This is a genomic window from Arthrobacter sp. KNU40 (assembly GCF_051515115.1).
Classification (GTDB): Bacteria; Actinomycetota; Actinomycetes; order Actinomycetales; family Micrococcaceae; genus Arthrobacter.
Map to the genome: position 1 here is coordinate 3,304,966 of NZ_CP195850.1, position 17,311 is coordinate 3,322,276.

At 63.7% G+C, this 17,311-nt stretch carries 18 protein-coding genes and 3 tRNA genes; 10 read left to right on the forward strand and 11 right to left on the reverse strand.

Annotation, left to right across the window (positions count from 1 at the left end; all coding sequences use genetic code 11):
* Positions 1-12: 12 nt before the first annotated feature.
* The 3 genes from ACSKT0_RS15195 to ACSKT0_RS15205 all read right to left on the reverse strand — a co-directional run bounded on the left by ACSKT0_RS15195 (position 13) and on the right by ACSKT0_RS15205 (position 2,395).
* Positions 13-627: an ATP-dependent Clp protease proteolytic subunit gene (locus tag ACSKT0_RS15195; RefSeq protein WP_345450506.1), complete on the reverse strand. Its 615-nt coding sequence runs from the start codon at positions 625-627 to the stop codon at positions 13-15.
* 242 nt (positions 628-869) lie between these two features.
* On the reverse strand, positions 870-2,252 hold the full coding sequence (gene tig, locus ACSKT0_RS15200) for a trigger factor (RefSeq protein WP_437770549.1): 1,383 nt from the start codon (positions 2,250-2,252) through the stop codon (positions 870-872).
* 68 nt (positions 2,253-2,320) lie between these two features.
* Positions 2,321-2,395: transfer RNA gene (locus ACSKT0_RS15205), tRNA-Pro, on the reverse strand.
* Between the two features lie 154 nt (positions 2,396-2,549).
* On the opposite strand from ACSKT0_RS15205, the gene ACSKT0_RS15210 reads away from it, so the two are divergent.
* A tRNA-Gly gene (locus ACSKT0_RS15210) sits at positions 2,550-2,623 on the forward strand.
* Between the two features lie 69 nt (positions 2,624-2,692).
* Here the strand turns inward: ACSKT0_RS15210 and ACSKT0_RS15215 are convergent.
* The 3 genes from ACSKT0_RS15215 to ACSKT0_RS15225 all read right to left on the reverse strand — a co-directional run bounded on the left by ACSKT0_RS15215 (position 2,693) and on the right by ACSKT0_RS15225 (position 5,215).
* Complete coding sequence (locus tag ACSKT0_RS15215) at positions 2,693-3,595, reverse strand: Fpg/Nei family DNA glycosylase (RefSeq protein ID WP_437770550.1); 903 nt, start codon at positions 3,593-3,595, stop codon at positions 2,693-2,695.
* Positions 3,595-4,035, reverse strand: coding sequence for a ribose-5-phosphate isomerase (locus tag ACSKT0_RS15220; RefSeq protein WP_437774041.1), 441 nt, complete (start codon positions 4,033-4,035; stop codon positions 3,595-3,597). The genes ACSKT0_RS15215 and ACSKT0_RS15220 overlap by 1 nt, the downstream gene beginning before the upstream one ends.
* Positions 4,036-4,213: 178 nt before the next feature.
* Positions 4,214-5,215 (reverse strand): hypothetical protein, encoded by a 1,002-nt coding sequence (locus ACSKT0_RS15225; RefSeq protein WP_437770551.1) that lies wholly within the window; start codon positions 5,213-5,215, stop codon positions 4,214-4,216.
* 137 nt (positions 5,216-5,352) lie between these two features.
* On the opposite strand from ACSKT0_RS15225, the gene pepN reads away from it, so the two are divergent.
* From pepN to ACSKT0_RS15245, 4 genes are all read left to right on the forward strand, one after another.
* Entirely contained in the window at positions 5,353-7,914 is a 2,562-nt protein-coding gene (gene pepN, locus ACSKT0_RS15230) for an aminopeptidase N (RefSeq protein WP_437770552.1), read from the forward strand.
* A 99-nt stretch (positions 7,915-8,013) separates the two neighbouring features.
* Positions 8,014-8,493, forward strand: a complete 480-nt coding sequence (locus ACSKT0_RS15235) for an OsmC family protein (RefSeq protein ID WP_437770553.1) — start codon at positions 8,014-8,016, stop codon at positions 8,491-8,493.
* Between the two features lie 147 nt (positions 8,494-8,640).
* On the forward strand, positions 8,641-9,366 hold the full coding sequence (locus ACSKT0_RS15240) for a mechanosensitive ion channel family protein (RefSeq protein ID WP_437770554.1): 726 nt from the start codon (positions 8,641-8,643) through the stop codon (positions 9,364-9,366).
* Position 9,367: 1 nt separating this feature from the next.
* Positions 9,368-9,841 carry a globin gene (locus tag ACSKT0_RS15245; RefSeq protein ID WP_437770555.1) on the forward strand — a complete coding sequence of 158 codons (474 nt, stop codon included), beginning with the start codon at positions 9,368-9,370 and terminating at the stop codon, positions 9,839-9,841.
* An 88-nt stretch (positions 9,842-9,929) separates the two neighbouring features.
* Here the strand turns inward: ACSKT0_RS15245 and ACSKT0_RS15250 are convergent, their stop codons facing one another.
* Positions 9,930-10,604: a hypothetical protein gene (locus ACSKT0_RS15250; RefSeq protein WP_437770556.1), complete on the reverse strand. Its 675-nt coding sequence runs from the start codon at positions 10,602-10,604 to the stop codon at positions 9,930-9,932.
* A gap of 63 nt (positions 10,605-10,667) precedes the next feature.
* Between ACSKT0_RS15250 and ACSKT0_RS15255 the strand changes: the two genes are divergently transcribed.
* Positions 10,668-11,576: an acyl-CoA thioesterase gene (locus ACSKT0_RS15255; protein WP_437770557.1), complete on the forward strand. Its 909-nt coding sequence runs from the start codon at positions 10,668-10,670 to the stop codon at positions 11,574-11,576.
* A 103-nt stretch (positions 11,577-11,679) separates the two neighbouring features.
* Here the strand turns inward: ACSKT0_RS15255 and ettA are convergent, their stop codons facing one another.
* Together ettA and ACSKT0_RS15265 are read right to left on the reverse strand one after the other, a co-directional pair.
* A complete protein-coding gene (ettA, locus tag ACSKT0_RS15260; protein ID WP_344787633.1) occupies positions 11,680-13,362 on the reverse strand; it encodes an energy-dependent translational throttle protein EttA in 1,683 nt (560 codons plus the stop codon).
* A 47-nt stretch (positions 13,363-13,409) separates the two neighbouring features.
* On the reverse strand, positions 13,410-13,679 hold the full coding sequence (locus tag ACSKT0_RS15265) for a DUF6993 domain-containing protein (RefSeq protein ID WP_437770558.1): 270 nt from the start codon (positions 13,677-13,679) through the stop codon (positions 13,410-13,412).
* A gap of 19 nt (positions 13,680-13,698) precedes the next feature.
* Between ACSKT0_RS15265 and ACSKT0_RS15270 the strand changes: the two genes are divergently transcribed.
* A complete protein-coding gene (locus ACSKT0_RS15270) occupies positions 13,699-14,142 on the forward strand; it encodes a hypothetical protein (protein ID WP_437770559.1) in 444 nt (147 codons plus the stop codon).
* Here ACSKT0_RS15270 and ACSKT0_RS15275 read toward each other — a convergent pair.
* Positions 14,109-14,675, reverse strand: coding sequence for a single-stranded DNA-binding protein (locus ACSKT0_RS15275; RefSeq protein WP_437770560.1), 567 nt, complete (start codon positions 14,673-14,675; stop codon positions 14,109-14,111). The genes ACSKT0_RS15270 and ACSKT0_RS15275 overlap by 34 nt on opposite strands.
* Before the next feature lie 218 nt (positions 14,676-14,893).
* Between ACSKT0_RS15275 and ACSKT0_RS15280 the strand changes: the two genes are divergently transcribed.
* Together ACSKT0_RS15280 and ACSKT0_RS15285 are read left to right on the forward strand one after the other, a co-directional pair.
* Positions 14,894-14,966, forward strand: a tRNA-Arg gene (locus tag ACSKT0_RS15280).
* 131 nt (positions 14,967-15,097) lie between these two features.
* Positions 15,098-15,691 (forward strand): GNAT family N-acetyltransferase, encoded by a 594-nt coding sequence (locus tag ACSKT0_RS15285; RefSeq protein WP_437770561.1) that lies wholly within the window; start codon positions 15,098-15,100, stop codon positions 15,689-15,691.
* Positions 15,692-15,723: 32 nt separating this feature from the next.
* On the opposite strand, the gene map is transcribed toward ACSKT0_RS15285, so the two are convergent.
* On the reverse strand, positions 15,724-16,491 hold the full coding sequence (gene map / locus ACSKT0_RS15290; protein ID WP_437770562.1) for a type I methionyl aminopeptidase: 768 nt from the start codon (positions 16,489-16,491) through the stop codon (positions 15,724-15,726).
* 138 nt (positions 16,492-16,629) lie between these two features.
* Between map and ACSKT0_RS15295 the strand changes: the two genes are divergently transcribed.
* A complete protein-coding gene (locus tag ACSKT0_RS15295) occupies positions 16,630-17,307 on the forward strand; it encodes a DNA alkylation repair protein (RefSeq protein ID WP_437770563.1) in 678 nt (225 codons plus the stop codon).
* Positions 17,308-17,311 lie beyond the last annotated feature (4 nt).

Consider the following 17,311-nt stretch of genomic DNA (forward strand, 5'->3'; position numbering starts at 1 on the left):
TCTTGCTGCCGGTTACTTCTCGGAATTCGACGACGAGTTTGCCGTGCCGCCGCCACCGGCCACAGAGCCTGCGTGGGCGGAGATCTTGTCGAAGAAGCCGTACTCGAGCGCTTCGGGGGCGGTGAACCACTTGTCGCGGTCGTTGTCCTTGAGGATGGTCTCCACGGTCTGTCCGGTCTGTTCGGCAGTCAGCTCGGCCATGACCTTCTTCATGTGAAGGATCAGCTCCGCCTGGATCTTGATGTCCGACGCCGTGCCACCGATGCCGCCGGAAGGCTGGTGCATCAGGATGCGGGCGTTAGGCGTGGCGTAGCGCTTGCCCTTGGTGCCCGAGGAGAGGAGGAACTGGCCCATGGAGGCCGCGAGCCCGGTGGCAACCGTCACGACGTCGTTCGGGATGAACTGCATGGTGTCGTAAATGGCCATGCCGGCGGTCACGGAGCCGCCAGGAGAGTTGATGTACAGGTAGATGTCCTTCTCCGGGTCTTCAGCCGAGAGGAGGAGGAGCTGGGAGCAGATCGCGTTGGCGTTTTCGTCACGGACTTCGGATCCGAGCCAGATGATGCGCTCTTTCAGCAGGCGGTTGTAGATGTAGTTGTCCTGGGCCGCTGGATCGACGGTTGCCATCCTGGGGGCCTCTGCGTGCTGTGACATAAGTACTTACCTCTCGCTGGTGACAGGGCCATTGCTGAACTTGCCATCCCTGATCTTCACTACTTGGACACTAACCGTTTTCCACGGCGATTTGTTCTCCCAAATCGCGCTGTTCGCTGACGGCGCACGATTGCGGAAGGGGGCACTTTCCACGCTCCAGGGGCTTAAACCAAGCCGCCCCCGGATCTAAGATCCGGGGGCGGCGGGAGGTGAAACTAGAACTTCACTGCAGCGGGGTCGTCGCTCGGAACAACAGCTGCTTCTTCGGCTTCCTCGACAGCGCCTTCCCCTGCAGGGAGCTCTTCGCCGGCGGGGCGCACGAAGTCGCTGAGGTCCACCTTGTTGCCTTCGGAGTCGACAACCTCGGCCTGGCCGAGGACAACTGCGAGGGCCTTACGGCGACGGACCTCGGAAACCATCATGGGAACCTGGCCGCTCTGATCGATGATCTGGGCGAACTGGTTCGGGTCCATGCCGTACTGGCTTGCCGTGCTGACGATGTAGTCGATCAGCTCGTTCTGGCTGACGCTCACTTCTTCCTTGTCGGCGATGGCGTCAAGGATGATCTCGTTCTGGAAGGCGCGGGCGGTGTTGGCCTTGACCTCCGCGCGGTGTTCCTCGGTGTCGTGCTCGCCTTCACCGTGGGCGTTCTCGGCGTTGAAGTGTGCTTCGAGCTGCTCTTCGACCACCGAGTCCGGAACCGGAACCTCGATGAGCTCAACGAGCTTGTCCAGGACCTTGTCGCGCGCTTCGACGCCCTGGCCGACGACCTTGGACTCAGCGGCCTGCTTGGCAAGGTCTTCACGAAGTTCGGCGAGGGTGTCGAACTCGGACGCCAACTGGGCGAAGTCGTCGTTGGCCTCAGGAAGCTCGCGCTCCTTGACGGTCTTGACAACTACCTTGACCTGGGCTGCTTCGCCGGCGTGCTCGCCGCCAACCAGCGTGGTGTCGAAGATTGCTTCTTCTTCGGCAGAAAGGCCGGTGACGGCCTCGTCGAGGCCCTCAAGCATGGTGCCTGCGCCAACCTGGTAGGACAGGCCGGTGGCGGAGTCGATTTCAGCCCCGTCGATCGTGGCGGTGATGTCGATGGTCAGGAAGTCACCATCGGCGGCCGGGCGGTCAATGGACTTCAGCGTGCCGAAGCGGCCGCGGAGCTCGTCCAGGGCCTTGTCGACGTCGGCGTCTGAGGAATCGGCTGCAGCAACCTCTACCTTGATGCCGGCGTAGTCGGGGAGCTCAACCTCGGGACGGACGTCGATCTCAACCTGGAACTTCAGTTCGCCGTCGGTCGAGGACGGGTCCGGAACTTCGGTGATCTCAACCTCGGGACGGCTCAGCGGGCGGAGGCCGGCTTCCTGGACGGCAGCCTGGTACCAGCCGTTGAGGCCATCGTTGATGGCGGTCTCCAGGACGTAGCCGCGGCCAACGCGCTGGTCAACCAGCTTGGAGGGAACCTTGCCCTTGCGGAACCCGGGAACCTGGATCTGCGAAGCAACGGTCTTGTAAGCGGCATCGATGCTCGGCTTCAGTTCCTCAAAGGGAACCTCAACGTTGAGCTTGACCCGCGTGGCGGTGAGGTTCTCGACAGCGCTCTTCACAGTCTAAGTACTCCTGGTTTTGTGGGATGGGGTTCTGCCGCGTTCCGGATCGGAACAGGCACACAGAGTCGGGGTGACAGGATTTGAACCTGCGACTTCCTGCTCCCAAAGCAGGCGCTCTAGCCAAGCTGAGCTACACCCCGTGAATGCACAGGACAGTCTACGGGCATCTCGGCGGAGAATGCACATTTGACACTTGGCCCCTGAATTAGGTTTAGTTATATCCGGCTTCAACAGCCGCCGGAAAGATGCGCGGAACACTCTGAAAGGTTCATAGAGATCCATGCAGTCTTGCCCGGGGACGTAGCTTAATGGTAAAGCCTCAGTCTTCCAAACTGATTACGCGGGTTCGATTCCCGTCGTCCCCTCCATGGAACGAAGGGCCCCTCATCGAGGGGCCCTTCGTGTTTTCACCGGTTTTCACCTGCTGGCGCCGGACTCTAGTTCTGGCAGCCGGGGCACCAATAGAGCTTGCGCGCACCGATCTCGGCCATCCCCACTACGTCGCCGCATCGCCGGCACGGCTGTCCTTGCCGCTTGTAGACAAAGTGCGCCTCGCCGTCGAGCGGTCCGGCGTTCCCGCCGCTCCACAAAGCCGATGGGGTCGTAACAATCCGCCCGTCGCGGACGCCGTCGGACATCGCCGCCACGGTGTCATCCCACAATCGTCCGGCGGTTTCGACGTTCAGCGAGCTGCCAGGAGTCCACGGACCGACGCGCTGGCGGAACAGCACCTCCGCGCGATAGATGTTGCCGATCCCGGCCACGACCGACTGGTCCATGAGGAGGAGCCCGACGGCGGTCTTGCGCCGCAGCAAGCGGCGGATGAACTCCTCGCGGTCGCCGGGGCGGTTGTGGAGGGGATCGGGACCCAGGCGCGCCAGGACGGCCGCGGCCTCCGCCTCGGTGATCGCCGCGCAGGTGGTAGCGCCCCTCAGGTCCGCCCAGCCGTTCGCTGAAACAAGGCGCACGCGCACGGCACCCACGGGCTCGGGCGGACCCGCGTAGCTGCTTCCGGGGCTCCCTGCGCTGCCGTCTTGTGGGAAGGTCTCGCGTTCGCCGATCCGCCGCGGCGCCCCGATGCTCGAGGCACCCGCGAAGGACTCATCGCCACCGAAACTCCACGCACCGTAGAGACCCAGATGGACGTGCAGGAGCACCCCATGGTCAAAACGGAGGAAAAGTTGTTTGCCGTGCGCGGTCGCTTCGAGCAGTTCATGGCGGTCCAAAAGCGCTGCGCCCGCGGTGAAACGGCCTTGGGGGCTGGAGACCTCCAGCACGTGGCCGGCGAAAACATCCTGGAACTGGCGTGCCAGGCGATGGATGGAATGCCCTTCAGGCACTATGCAACGATTTCGCCGGTGTTCTCATAGGTGGCGATTTTTCCGATGCGGCGCACGTGGCGTTCGTCGTTGCTGAACGGTTCTTCCAGGAAGGCCTCGATCAGCTCGGTGGCTTCCTCGACGGTGTGCTGGCGGCCGCCTACGGCAACCACGTTGGCGTCGTTGTGCTCGCGGGCCAGTTTCGCCGTAGAGAGGTTCCAGGCGAGTGCGGCGCGGACACCCCTGACCTTGTTCGCGGCAATCTGTTCACCGTTGCCGGATCCGCCCAGGACGATGCCCAATGCGTGAACGCCGGCCTCTTGGTCGGCGACTACCGCAGCGGCCGCGTTGATGCAGAACGAGGGGTAGTCGTCGAGGGCGTCGTACACCTTGGGGCCGTGGTCTACGACGTCGTAGCCTTTGGCCGTCAGGTGGCTTACCAGGTGGGCGCTGAGCTCCATGCCGGCGTGGTCCGTGGCAATGTGGACGCGGGGTGTGGTCACAGGAAGTCCATTCAGTCTGGCGCGCGAACGCGGCAAAGCCGGGCGCGGCGGTGAGGGATGCGGTTCCTAGGTTACTAGGATCGGGCCCCGGCTCACCTCTTAAGACGAAGCCAACAGGCCGGGCGCGTTCCGGCGCTCAGGGAGCCGGAGGCTGCTCGCCGCGCTGGGCGCGCGCCGCGACGCGGTTAAGGATTCCTGCGAGCCGGTCCGCCGTGGCCGATGTCCCTGCGCTGAACGCCACCCTGCGGCCGCTGACCTGGCGGACGACGACGGCGGGACCGCTGCTTACGAGCATGGCCGTGGCTCCTCCGTGGCGCCGGAGTCCCCAGCCGCCAAAGTCGGCGGCCCTGACTTCCTGCGCGGCCGCGCCTGCGATATCGACAGCGGGCACTGTGAGGACCCTCAGGATGCCCGCCACAAAGACCTGGACTCCACCCCGGTCCGCCCGGACGCGGACGAAGAGGAAACACGCTCCGATGACGGCGACCGCCGCCAACAATGCGCCCAACCAAGGGAGCGCGATCGCGATCAACATCGCGGGGAACAAGGTGGCCACGCAGATCATCACGAACACCGAACTCCGTGCGTGGACCCACAGCAACATGGAATCCTCCGCCAGGCCCGGGTCTTCCGTCCGGATCCTTTCGGCTTCGAGGGCGGCATCGTCTTCGGGCGTCCAATGCGGGTCGGGCTTGAAAGCCATCATCATGACCACGCCAAGGGGCAGAGCCGCACCCGCGCCCAGCGCGAGGACCGTGGCATCAACGTGCGAGCTGCGGGCGTCGGCGAGGCCCGTTTGCCCCACGAGCCCCGCGGCCAGCACGGAGGTGATGAAGAGGGTCACCATCAGGCCCATGCCCATCATGACCCGGCGCATGATCACGGGCCGGGCAAGGGGAACAGCCTGGATGAACACCAGCCAACCCGCGACGACCAGGAATCCTCCTCCGCCGAAAACGTAGGCGAGGAACGGCGCGAAGCTGATGCCGCCGTCGGCGTTCCACGCGATGGCGACAGGATCGGGAAGGTTGTTGCGCAACATGAGTGCGCACACAGCAAACGCGCCGGCCAGCAGCAATGGAAATGCCACCGCAAAGCGGAGTGCCCGGAGGTCCAACGAGTCGCGCATCTTTCCCATATTCCAACGCTACCCCGCGCCGGCGACACTGTGATCGAGCTTCCTTGCCATGCCGGAATCAAGTGAAAGAATGACTTCACAGCGCCGGCGCTGGCTGAAACCAACCGGCTTCTCGAAACCATTCTTGGAGGCAACCCTTGCCAGGCCTGAACCTGACGCGCGCCGAAGCCGGACAGCGCGCAGAATTGCTCACCGTGACCTCGTACGACGTCACCCTCGACTTGACGAAGGGCGCCACGGTCTTCGGCTCCACCACGGTGGTGAAGTTCTCCGCCGTCGAGGGCTCCTCGAGCTTTATCGACGCGATCACGGAGACCGTGCACAGCGTGACGTTGAACGGCACCGAACTCGATCCGGCTGTGGTGTCCGACGGCGTGCGCATCCAGTTGCCCGGGCTCGCCGCGGAGAACGAACTCAGGGTAGTCGCCGATGCCCCCTACATGAACACTGGTGAGGGCCTGCACCGTTTCGTGGACCCCGTGGACAGCGAGGCCTACCTGTACACGCAGTTCGAGGTGCCCGATTCCCGCCGCATGTTCGCTGTGTTCGAGCAGCCGGACCTGAAGGCCGCGTTCACGTTCACAGTCACTGCGCCCTCGCACTGGGACCTGATCTCCAACTCACCCACTCCGGTACCGGTGGAAACCACTCCCGGTGACGACGGCGGCGCGCGCGCCATCTGGCAATTCGCCCCCACTCCACGCATCTCTTCGTACGTCACCGCCTTGATCGCCGGACCGTACCAATCGGTACGCAGCAAGGTCACCAGCTCGGATGGCCGAGTCATCCCGCTCGGGGTGTTCGCCCGCAAGTCCCTCATGCAGTACCTGGACGCCGACAACATCTTCGAACTGACCCGCCAGGGTTTTGAGTTCTTCGAGGCCCAGTTCGGCTTCCCTTATCCCTTCGAGAAGTACGATCAGTTGTTCGTTCCCGAGTTCAATGCCGGCGCCATGGAAAACGCCGGCGCGGTGACCATCCTTGAGGGCTACGTCTTCCGCGGCAAGGTCACCGACGCCCAGATCGAGCGCCGCGCCATCACCGTGCTGCATGAACTTGCCCACATGTGGTTCGGGGACCTCGTCACGATGCGCTGGTGGAACGACCTGTGGCTCAACGAATCCTTCGCCGAGTACATGTCACACCTGGCCGCCGTCGAAAACACCGAATTCGACCGGGCCTGGACCACCTTTGCCTCGGTGGAGAAATCCTGGGCGTACCGGCAGGACCAGTTGCCCACGACGCACCCGATTTTCGCCGAGATCAACGATCTCCAGGACGTCGAGGTCAACTTCGATGGCATCACCTATGCCAAGGGAGCTTCCGTGCTCAGGCAGTTGGTTGCCTGGGTGGGTCCGGAACATTTCATGGCCGGCGTCCGCGAATACTTCCAAAAGCACGCCTGGCAGAACACCGAACTGGTGGACCTCATGAAAGAACTCGAAGCTGCCAGCGGCCGCGACTTGGACCAGTGGGGCAAGCTCTGGCTCGAGACCGCCGGCGTCAACACCCTCTCCCCCGAGCTCGAGGTCGACGCGGACGGCACCATCACGTCCTTTGCGATCGTGCAGACGGCTATCGACGAGCAGCCCACGCTGCGGCCGCACCGCCTCGCCGTCGGGTTCTATGACCTCTCCGCCGAAGGCAAACTTGAGCGGACCCACAGGGAGGAGCTCGATGTCGACGGACCCCGGACCCATATTCCCGCCCTTGCCGGAATGGCGCGTCCGGACCTGGTCCTGCTCAATGACGACGACCTCGCATACGCCAAGGTCCGCCTCGACCCCGCGTCCTTGGCCACTGCGAAGGCCCACCTGAAGGACTTCGCCGGCAGCCTGCCGCGCACCCTCGTATGGGGCTCGGCCTGGGATGCAGCCCGCGACGGCGAAACCCCGGCCCGCGGCTACGTCGAGCTGATCCTGGCGAACATCGCATCCGAGACCGATTCCTCTGTGATCCTGACCCAGCTCCGCCAGCTGGCCACCACCCTGACGTACTACGTCGCAGCGGAGCACAAGGATGCGGCCACGGAGGCCGCCGCTGACACACTGTGGGAGCTCTCGAGTACCGCGGCCGCCGGATCGGACGCCCAGCTCCAATTCGTGAAGTCCTTCGCGCTGCTTGCCGCGAGCAGCTCCCAACTGGACACAGTCCAGGCGGTCCTGGACGGCAGCACCGTCCTGGATGGCCTGACGGTTGACCAGGATTTGCGCTGGGAACTCCTCACCGCGCTGGTGGTGGGCGGGCGCGAAGACCAGGACCGGATCGACGCCGAACTTGGGCGCGACAACACGGCCAGTGGCCAGAACGCCGCCGCCTTGGCGACGGCGGCCCTTCCCACTCCCGAGGCCAAGGCCGCCGCCTGGAAGAAGATCGTGGTCACGGGCGAGCTCTCCAACGCCATTCAAAGCTCCGCCGTCACGGGCTTCATGCGGGTTCCGGACACCTCCCTGTTGGAGCCGTACGCCGAGGAGTACTTTGAGGCCGTACCTGGCATTGTCGCCAACCGCACCTTTGCGCTGGCCCAGCAAATCGTCGTCGGGCTCTACCCCTCGCAACTGACCACGCAGGCCACGGTTGACCGCACGGACAAGTTCCTCGCTGAGCTGCCAGCGGACAGCAACGCCCTGCGGCGGATGATGCTGGAAAACCGCGACGGCGTTGCCCGGGCCCTGAAAGCCCGCGCGGCAGACATCTAAAGCCGTCGGATAAATCACCGTCCGGCCCCGGTTCCGCTTCAATGGAACCGGGGCCGTTCAGTGTCCCGCCCGCGAAAGCACCGCCGCTAGACTTTCCGCATGAGCCTGGACGAACACCGCTACTCCCTGACCGTGCGCTGGACCGGAAATCTGGGCACCGGGACTTCCACCTACCGCGGCTACACGAGGGACCACGACGTCGAGATCCCCGGCCTGCCCGTCCTGAAAGGATCCTCGGACCCCACCTTCCATGGCGACCGGAGCCGGTACAACCCCGAACAACTGCTCCTCACCGCCCTCTCCCAGTGCCACATGCTGTCTTTCCTGCATGTCGCGGTCAAGCACGGGGTGGTGGTCACCGATTACGTGGACCACGCCGAGGGCTTGATGAGACTCAATCGCGATGGCAGCGGCCAGTTCGAGAACGTCACTTTGAAGCCGCAGGTCACGGTTGCCGACCCTGCGCATATTTCCCTCGTGGACGAGTTGCACCATGAGGCCAACCAGGTGTGCTTCATCGCCCGGAGCGTCAATTTTCCCGTTCAGCATGAGCCGAGCACGATGGCGGCCACGGTCTAGCCAGATGACAAGAAAGCTGTTCCGCCAAGAATCACGATGCGGATCCGGCCACGCTACGGCGATAGGGTTGACCGTGGACAAAGTGTTCAGCGCCCGGCAATCAAGGGCCCGGCGAACAATTGGATCCCGTGAGGAGCATTCCCGCATATGAACGTCGCCTCGTCGACCGACAACATCGTGGCCGATGCAGCCAAGATCGATTACGCGTCCATCTTCGTGACGCTGGGCATTGGGCTGGTGGTCTGGGTTGTGGCCCGGTTCATCATTCTGCGCATTACCCGCCGAGTGGCAGAGGGCAGCAGCTTCTTCAAGAAACCGCATTTCAGGTGGGTCCAGCCGGCCTTCCGGGCACTCGACCATGAACGGCGCGCCCAACGCGCCCACACCATCGGCTCGCTGCTGACAAGCGTGCTGAGCGTGGTGGTGGTGGTCATCGTCATCATCTACGTCCTCAAATACCTGAATGTGGATATCGCACCGCTGCTCACGAGCGTCGGTATTCTGGGTGTGGCCATCGGCTTCGGCGCCCAGCAGCTCATCCGCGATTTCCTGTCCGGCATCTTCATCACCATCGAGGACCAGTTCGGGATCGGCGATGTGATTGTGACCACCGAAGTGATTGGCACCGTTGAATCGGTAGGCCTCCGGATCACCCGCCTCAAGGCTGAAGACGGCGCCATCTGGTATCTGCGCAACGGAGAAATCCTGCGGGTGGGCAACCGCTCGCAAGGCGACTACGTACCGGAAGAACCAGCCGCGCCGGACGTTCCGCCGGCACCCCCGGGCACTGCGCCTGCCGAAACCGCGGCATCCGGTGCGCCTCAATCTTCAAAGGAATCCCTCAAGATTCAAGAGCAGAAAGCAGGCGAGTGACATGGCCAGCCAGCCGGAATCAGCAACGCCGCAGCCAGCCGAACGGCGGCAGTTGATGCAAAACGATCCGTTCAGCCAGCCTGCCTACACCGACAGCTTCTATGAGGCCATCGGTGGCCACGAGACCTTCGTGAAACTCATCGACGTCTTCTACGACGGCGTCGCCGGAGATCCTTTGCTCAGGCCTATGTACCCGGAACAAGACCTCGCCCCGGCAAAGCGGCGGTTCCTCATGTTTCTCGAGCAGTATTGGGGCGGCCCGGGCACCTACAGCGAGGAACGAGGGCACCCCAGGCTGCGGATGCGGCACATGCCGTTCCAGGTGACACCCGAAGCCAAGGACCGCTGGCTCTTCCACATGCGCGCGGCAGTGGATTCGCTCGATTTGTCGCCGCTTCACGAAGGTACCCTGTGGGACTACATGGAGCGGGCAGCGCTCACGATGGTCAACAGCCCGTCGGTCCAGCAGCCCTGAGCTTCTAGGCGAGCGGGCTGCGTAGCCATGGGATTGGCCCGGGATTGGGCCGGGCCTGGCTCGGGATTGGGCCGGGCCTGGCTCGGGTTCAGCGGGCTTGGAAGCCCAGGCCTGATCCGGATCGTGCGAGGATGTGGCCCCGGCTGCCGCTGAGCCGGAACCAACGGCCGTTGCGGAAGAGCCGGTGTTCGCCGTCGCCAAGGAAACCGAGCGCAAGGGCCGCGAACGCCGCGCCGGCGGGCACGCCGTCGAGTCCCGGAATCTCCCGGCCCCACACCGCGGCCCTGGCGTTGTTGACGATCAATGCGCCGGGCTGATCGGGAACAATCCCGGCCACCTCGGCAATTCCGGCATTCGCGACTGACCTGAGTTCGGCGTCGGGCACTGACCCCAGAGGCTCCCAGCCACTGCGGGGTGCCCCGACTCCCGCCCACGATTCGGAAACCGTCGACGGCGGGATCGGAAGCTCGACGTCGTCGGCACCAGAACGCGCCAAGCGGTCCAGGATCGAAGACAGGGTCACGGTGATGTCCGCATGCGCGTCATCGGCGAGGGCGATGGTCCGGAGGCCGAGAATGGTCGGCGTCGACTCGCCCAGGAGGCGCGGCCTCAGGACGCACACATATGCAGCCAGGACGCGTCCGGAGGCCTGCAGCCGGATGGCGCCATCGTCGATGCTCTTGGCACGCGTGACATAAGTGCGGAGATCCGCCAGATCACGGGGATCGACGAAATGGAAGGACTGGGTCAGTACATCGGACACATCATTGACTCTACCGGCATGTCCGCGGTTGAGAGGGGTCAGGGGGGCGTCTAGAGTCGAACCATGACTGACGCGCACGCCGGCCTGGAACACCAGGTTGCCCTGGAGGACCCCACATCCACCCTCATCGAACTGTTGTCCCTGGCCGACTTCGACGGCGCGAGGACAGCCGAGGACATCTTCCTTGGGCCCTCCCAGAAGCAGCCGCGCCACCGGGTGTTCGGCGGGCAGGTGCTCGCCCAGTCGCTCGTCGCCGGTATGCGAACGGTGGAAGAGGACCGAACCGTCCATTCCATGCATGGCTACTTTCTTCGTCCCGGGGACGCCAACCAGCCCATTACTTTCAGCGTTGAACGGCTTCGCGACGGACGCTCGTTCTCCGCTCGTCGGGTGCACGCCTACCAGGAAGGTAAACCGATCCTGTCGATGATCGCTTCCTTCCAGACGGAAGCGGAGGGCGTGGAACACCGGTCCTCCATGCCGGTCGGTATCCCGGATCCCGAAACCCTGCCGAGCACCGCGGACCTCCTGCAGAAGTACGACCATCCTCTCGCCCGCCACATGTCATTCGAGCGCCCCTTCGACGTCCGCCACGTCGACCCCGCAATCTATGTGGAAGCACCGATGGACCGGGTCGCCAGCAATGCCGTCTGGATGAAGACCTTTGGCCCAATGCCGGACGATCCCAACCTTCATCTGGCCGCCCTGGCCTACGCAAGCGACTACACCATCCTGGAATCAGTGCTGCGCAAGAACGGATTGAGTTGGATGACGCCCGGCATGAGCGTCGCGAGCCTTGACCACGCCATGTGGTGGCATCGCCCCGTGCGCGTGGACGAGTGGCTGCTCTACGTGCAGGAGTCCCCCAGCGCCCAAGGCGCCCGCGGACTTGCCACCGGCAAGATCTTCAGCCGCGACGGCGAGCATGTCGCCACAGTGGCGCAAGAGGGGATGCTACGGATCCCGTCGTAGCTACCCGCGTCGCTGCCACAACGCCGCCAGGATCGTCGAAGCAAAAAAGGCCGGCGCCCCGGGAGAAATGTCCAGGGTGCCGGCCTTCTGTGGCGCAATTCGCTTAGTCGCGGGTCAGCTTGCGGTGGGTGACACGGTGCGGCTTGGCAGCGTCCGGACCGAGGCGCTCCACCTTGTTCTCCTCGTAGGACTCGAAGTTACCCTCGAACCAGTACCACTTCGACGGGTTCTCCTCGTCGCCTTCGTACGCGAGGATGTGGGTGGCAACCCTGTCGAGGAACCACCGGTCGTGCGAGACCACCACGGCGCAGCCGGGGAACTCAAGCAAGGCGTTCTCAAGGCTGCTGAGGGTTTCGACGTCGAGGTCGTTGGTGGGTTCGTCAAGAAGGAGAAGGTTTCCACCCTGCTTGAGGGTCAGTGCCAGGTTCAGGCGGTTTCGCTCACCACCGGAGAGCACCCCGGCCTTCTTCTGCTGGTCCGGTCCCTTGAAGCCGAAGGCGGCGACGTAGGCGCGGGACGGCATTTCGACATGGCCGACCTGGATGAAGTCCAGGCCGTCTGAGACGACCTCCCACAGGGTCTTGTTGGGGTCGATGCCGCCACGGCTCTGGTCGGCGTAAGAAATCTTGACCGAGTCGCCGATCTTGAGGTCGCCGCCGTCGAGCGGCTCCAGCCCGACGATGGTCTTGAACAGCGTGGTCTTGCCGACACCGTTAGGACCGATGACTCCGACGATGCCGTTACGGGGCAGCGTGAACGAAAGCCCGTCGATCAGGGTCCGGTCCTCGAAGCCCTTCTGCAGGTTCTTGGCTTCCAGGACCAGGCCACCCAGACGCGGTCCCGGCGGAATCTGGATTTCCTCGAAGTCGAGCTTCCTGGTGCGGTCAGCCTCGGCCGCCATTTCCTCGTACCGGGCCAAACGAGCCTTCGACTTGGTCTGGCGGCCCTTGGCGTTGGAGCGGACCCATTCAAGTTCCTCGGTGAGTCGCTTAGCCTGCTTGGCGTCCTTCTTGCCCTGGATTTCGAGGCGGGCGCGCTTCTTCTCCAAGTACGTGGAGTAGTTGCCTTCATAGGGGTAAAGGCGCCCACGGTCCACTTCACAGATCCACTCGGCGACGTGGTCCAGGAAGTAGCGGTCGTGAGTGATGGCGAGGACGGCACCAGGGTAGGAAGAGAGGTGCTGCTCCAGCCACAGGACGCTTTCGGCGTCCAGGTGGTTGGTGGGTTCGTCAAGGAGCAGGAGGTCGGGCTTCTGCAGCAGGAGCTTGCAGAGCGCTACACGGCGGCGCTCACCACCGGACAGGACCGTCACGTCGGAGTCGCCCGGCGGGCAGCGGAGTGCGTCCATGGCCTGCTCGAGCTGGGAATCGATGTCCCAGGCATCCGCAGCGTCTATGGCTTCCTGAAGGTGGCCCATTTCCTCCAGCAGGGTGTCGTAGTCGGCGTCCGGGTTGGCCATTTCCTCGGAGATCGCGTTAAAGCGCTGGATCTTCGAGTAGATCTCGCCCACGCCTTCCTGGACGTTGCCCAGGACCGTCTTTTCCTCGTTCAGGGGCGGCTCCTGCAGGAGGATGCCCACGGAGTAGCCGGGGCTGAGGCGGGCTTCGCCGTTCGACGGGGTGTCGATACCAGCCATGATCTTCAGGATCGTGGATTTGCCGGCTCCGTTCGGGCCAACGACGCCGATCTTCGCGCCAGGGAAGAACGACATGCTGACATCGTCCAGGATTAGTTTTTCGCCAACGGCCTTGCGAGCCTTGGTCATCGTATAAATGAATTCCGCCATGCCGTTAAATCTAATGGGTGGCACGGCATAACTCACATTCGGCCCTGCTAGCGGGAATCCCCGACGAAGCATTTGCCGCTGGCCAACACGGGTAGGACCGACACCGAAACCTGGCCGTCCCTGATCTCGCCCATGACGCAGTCCTTATCCAGCCTGGCGGCGGCCTCGATAGCGTCGACGTCCAGTCCCGTCGGTGTCTTGCTCGCGGATACCTCCACAGCAGACGCGGAGATCCCGGCCGAAACGAGTTGCGATCGCAATGCATCTTGTGCCGGTTTGGGGGTTGCGGCGGCAATGGTTTTGAGTACGGACTCCATGGTCTGCTTCAGGGAGGCAGTGCCAGGGCTGAGCGAAGCCGATGCCGACGGGCTTCCGGCACCGGGTGTGACAGCGGGACCGGCACTGGCCGTGCTGGATGGGGAAGGCGACGAAGCAGGCGATGAAACAGGCGATGAAACCGCCGTGTTTCCTGACACCACTGGAGCAGGCGCCGTGCAGCCGGCCACCAGCCAGGCCACGAGTAACGGCACCGCAAGCAGCAAACCCGGGCTTCCGGCCGCGTGGCGGCGTCCTAATGGTTTTTGCGGCATTCCCCTGCTCATCACCCGGCTATTCTGCCATGCGGCGTACTACCCGCCGCGCCGCATGGCATCGCAGACGTCCGCGGCATCCACTGTTTCAGGCGCCGCGTCATCTCAGGCCTCGCGTCATTTCAGGCGCCACGTCATTTCAAGCGCCACGTCATTTCAAGCCCGGGCGTCGACAAGTTCTCCCGTGTGAGTATCAACGAGAACCGACTCATCGCCTTCTCTGGCCGAAAAGATAACTTCCCGCTCGGTTGCGGCACTACCGTCCTCGTCGTCATGCGGGCCGTCTTCACCCTCTTCATCAGCCGAGGGCCATGGGTTCTCCGCCTCCGCCTCAGCGGCCGCGGGCGTGCTTTGCGGGCCGGTGCCACCGCTGGTCCGGATGAAGTTCGCCGAGCCCCACATGAGGTCATGCCCCACCGTTTCGGCGACGATTTCGGCAACGTGGTAGATCTTGCCGTCGTGTTCCCATTGCCTCAACTTGAGTTTTCCGACCACGATGACCCGCTGGCCCTTCTTGACGCTGCATCCGATGTTTCCCGCGAGATGCCTGAACGCCTGGACGCTGAACCAATTGGTGTTGCCATCCACCCAGACATCGTTCGCGCGGTCGAACCTGCGCGCCGTGGAGCCCAGCCGGAACGAAGCCGTCCCCGTCCCGCCGGGTGTCGTCGAACTCTTGGGTTCCGTGGCAACGAATCCCCGGACTGTGATGATGTCATTCATGGTCTTGTCCTAACGTGAGTTGAGCTGCCTGCCTGGCTCCTTCAGCTTCACGTGCGGCGAACTTCCGCGGCAGTACCTAGTTCACGTATGTGGATAGCCCGACGCAACGGCCACCTGTGGGGGAAGAGTCACGGTCGAAACCGAGCCGACTTCACAGGCAGCCGCCGCAATGTAAACTCTTGATGGCGCCTCAGCCACGTGCTGTGCGTGCGTCGCCTGCCTCGGTAGCTCAGAGGATAGAGCAGGAGCCTTCTAATCTCTTGGTCGGGGGTTCGATTCCCTCCCGGGGCACGCAAAGAGCGGCTCTGAGCTGCGGAAACGTAGTTCAGAGCCGCTCTTGGTTTTCGTCAGCCGTGAAGACCCGCGGCCAGAGGCCAAGACAGCCTGGGTCGTCCGCCCTCGCAGCGTTCTACGCTGTTCCTATGGTCCTGAACCTCGCCGGCTCCGCAGCCATCACGACGGGCCCTGCAAGCTGGCCCGATGTTGAAAGGCTATTCGGCGTCCGCGGCGAGCCTTCGCGCTGTTGGTGCCGGTGGTTCGCCCTCCCCGGGCAGGATTGGAAGACCACTCCACCCGAGGTTCGGAAGGAACAGCTTAAAGCCAAATTCGACAACGGCCCCGAACCAGGCGTCCTGGCGTTCCGGGGCGGCGAAGCAGTGGGCTGGTGCGCCGTGGAACCGCGCCAGTGCTATCCGCGCATCGAGCGATCCCAGATCCTCAAGGCCGCGGGAGCAAGTGCCGCTGAAGGCCCGGGAGTTTGGTCGGTGAGTTGTTTCGTGGTTTCTCCCGGCCACCGCCGGAGCGGGGTGGCGGCCGCATTGCTGGACGCCGCCGTCGGGCATGCCTTCGCGCATGGTGCCGAAATCATCGAAGGATACCCCGTGGATCCCTTGCTACGGCCCAAGGCCGGTTCGGCCGATCTCTACCAGGGAACTGTGAAGTTGTTCGGTGCGGCTGGCTTCTCTACAGTTTCCACGGCGGTCCCCGGTAGGGCGGTCATGCGCCTGCGGCGCTGATTTCCGGGGTTCCGCATTCAGAAGCAACCCGGCTAAGGCAGTGTCAAGACAAGCGGTCCATCAGCGGTGATCGCCACGGTGTGTTCGCTATGCGCCGCACGGCGGCCGGTGGCGGAGCGCAGGGTCCACTGGTCGTCGTCGTGGTAGTAGTCGTCACTACCACCGAGGATCAACATCGGCTCGATGGCAATCACCAAGCCCTCCACGAGCTTCACCCCGCGGCCCGGCCGTCCGATGTTCGGCACACTCGGCTCGGCGTGCATGGTCCGGCCAATGCCGTGCCCACCGTGATCGGCAAGGATCCCGTAGCCGCTGCGCTTGGCTTCTCCGCCGATGGCGTACGCAAGGTCGCCCATCTTGTTTCCAATCCGGGCGGCGTCGATTCCGCGGGCGAGGGCGGCGTCCGTGGCATCGATCAACTCCTGGTCCACCGGATCCGCGGTGCCCACGATGAAGCTGACTGCCGCGTCCCCGCACCAACCCTCCACGAATGCCCCGCAATCGACGCTCAACAGATCCCCGTCCTGCAACACATATCCGTCCGGGATGCCATGCACCACGGCATCGTTGACGCTCGTGCAGATGACCCCTGAAAAAGGCGTGGACGCCCACCGCGGGCGGTAATTCAGGAACGCCGGCTTGGCTCCGGCGGCCTCCATGAAAGCGGCCGCAACCTCGTCCAGTTCCTTGAGCGACACACCAACCCCGGCGTGCGAGCGAACTGCCGAAAGCGTGTTGGCAACCACCCTTCCGGCTTCGCGCATGAGCGCAATCTCTTCTGGCGTCTTCACCATGGACATCAGAGGCCTCCAAGCATCAAGAACAGGGGGCCGGACCGGCCGCCGGACGAACTCTTCAACCCACTCTAGGGGCCTCTTCATCGCAGTCAACCGGGGAGGCGTGTCCGAACCCGCCCACGAGTGTCCTAAAGTCGCGATATGGAACACCGAAGACTCGCCATCATTCGTGAACGCCTCCAGGCAGAGGCAGACCCGGACCGTGCGAAAGCGGCACAGTCGTACATGAAATCATCCATGCCTTCGCTCGGGGTCAAGGTCCCCGCAGTCCGCCGGATCGTCCTCGCGACCGCGAAAGAACTCCCCTTCGAGTCCCCCGCCGAACTTCGTGACGATGTCCGGCTGATGTGGCGGGAAGCTACATGGCGGGAAGAACGCTACGCGGCCATCGATCTGACCTCGCTCAAGTCCGTGGCCACGGATCTGGAGATGTTGCCCCTATATGAAGAAATCATCCGGACCGGCGCATGGTGGGACTTCGTTGACGGCGTTTCCGACCGCATTTGCGCCCTTCTACAACACCACCGGAGCACGCTGACTCCGCTCTTGAGGACATGGGCAAGCGACCCGGACTTCTGGATCCGCCGCGCAGCCATCACCTCCCAGCTCAAGGCAAAGACGGCCACGGACCAAGAGCTTCTCGCCACGGTGCTTGACGCCAATCTGGCTGACAAGGAGTTCTTCATCAGGAAAGCAATCGGCTGGACCCTGCGGGAGTACGCCAAGACCGATCCTGAGTGGGTACTGAGCTACGTGGAAACCCGACGGCCCATGCTGAGCCGGTTATCCCTGCGTGAAGCGATGAAACACCTTGGGTGAAAGG

Bases quoted from the DNA above. Each gene is read 5' to 3' on its own strand.
- ACSKT0_RS15195 (WP_345450506.1), bottom strand. From the start codon at position 627: ATGGCAACCGTCGATCCAGCGGCCCAGGACAACTACATCTACAACCGC.
- ACSKT0_RS15220 (WP_437774041.1), bottom strand. From the start codon at position 4,035: ATGGAGCTCAGCGCCCACCTGGTAAGCCACCTGACGGCCAAAGGCTAC.
- ACSKT0_RS15225 (WP_437770551.1), bottom strand. From the start codon at position 5,215: ATGGGAAAGATGCGCGACTCGTTGGACCTCCGGGCACTCCGCTTTGCG.
- ACSKT0_RS15235 (WP_437770553.1), top strand. From the start codon at position 8,014: ATGAGCCTGGACGAACACCGCTACTCCCTGACCGTGCGCTGGACCGGA.
- ACSKT0_RS15240 (WP_437770554.1), top strand. From the start codon at position 8,641: ATGAACGTCGCCTCGTCGACCGACAACATCGTGGCCGATGCAGCCAAG.
- ACSKT0_RS15245 (WP_437770555.1), top strand. From the start codon at position 9,368: ATGGCCAGCCAGCCGGAATCAGCAACGCCGCAGCCAGCCGAACGGCGG.
- ACSKT0_RS15255 (WP_437770557.1), top strand. From the start codon at position 10,668: ATGACTGACGCGCACGCCGGCCTGGAACACCAGGTTGCCCTGGAGGAC.
- ettA (WP_344787633.1), bottom strand. From the start codon at position 13,362: ATGGCGGAATTCATTTATACGATGACCAAGGCTCGCAAGGCCGTTGGC.
- ACSKT0_RS15265 (WP_437770558.1), bottom strand. From the start codon at position 13,679: ATGGAGTCCGTACTCAAAACCATTGCCGCCGCAACCCCCAAACCGGCA.
- ACSKT0_RS15275 (WP_437770560.1), bottom strand. From the start codon at position 14,675: ATGAATGACATCATCACAGTCCGGGGATTCGTTGCCACGGAACCCAAG.
- ACSKT0_RS15285 (WP_437770561.1), top strand. From the start codon at position 15,098: ATGGTCCTGAACCTCGCCGGCTCCGCAGCCATCACGACGGGCCCTGCA.
- map (WP_437770562.1), bottom strand. From the start codon at position 16,491: ATGTCCATGGTGAAGACGCCAGAAGAGATTGCGCTCATGCGCGAAGCC.
- ACSKT0_RS15295 (WP_437770563.1), top strand. From the start codon at position 16,630: ATGGAACACCGAAGACTCGCCATCATTCGTGAACGCCTCCAGGCAGAG.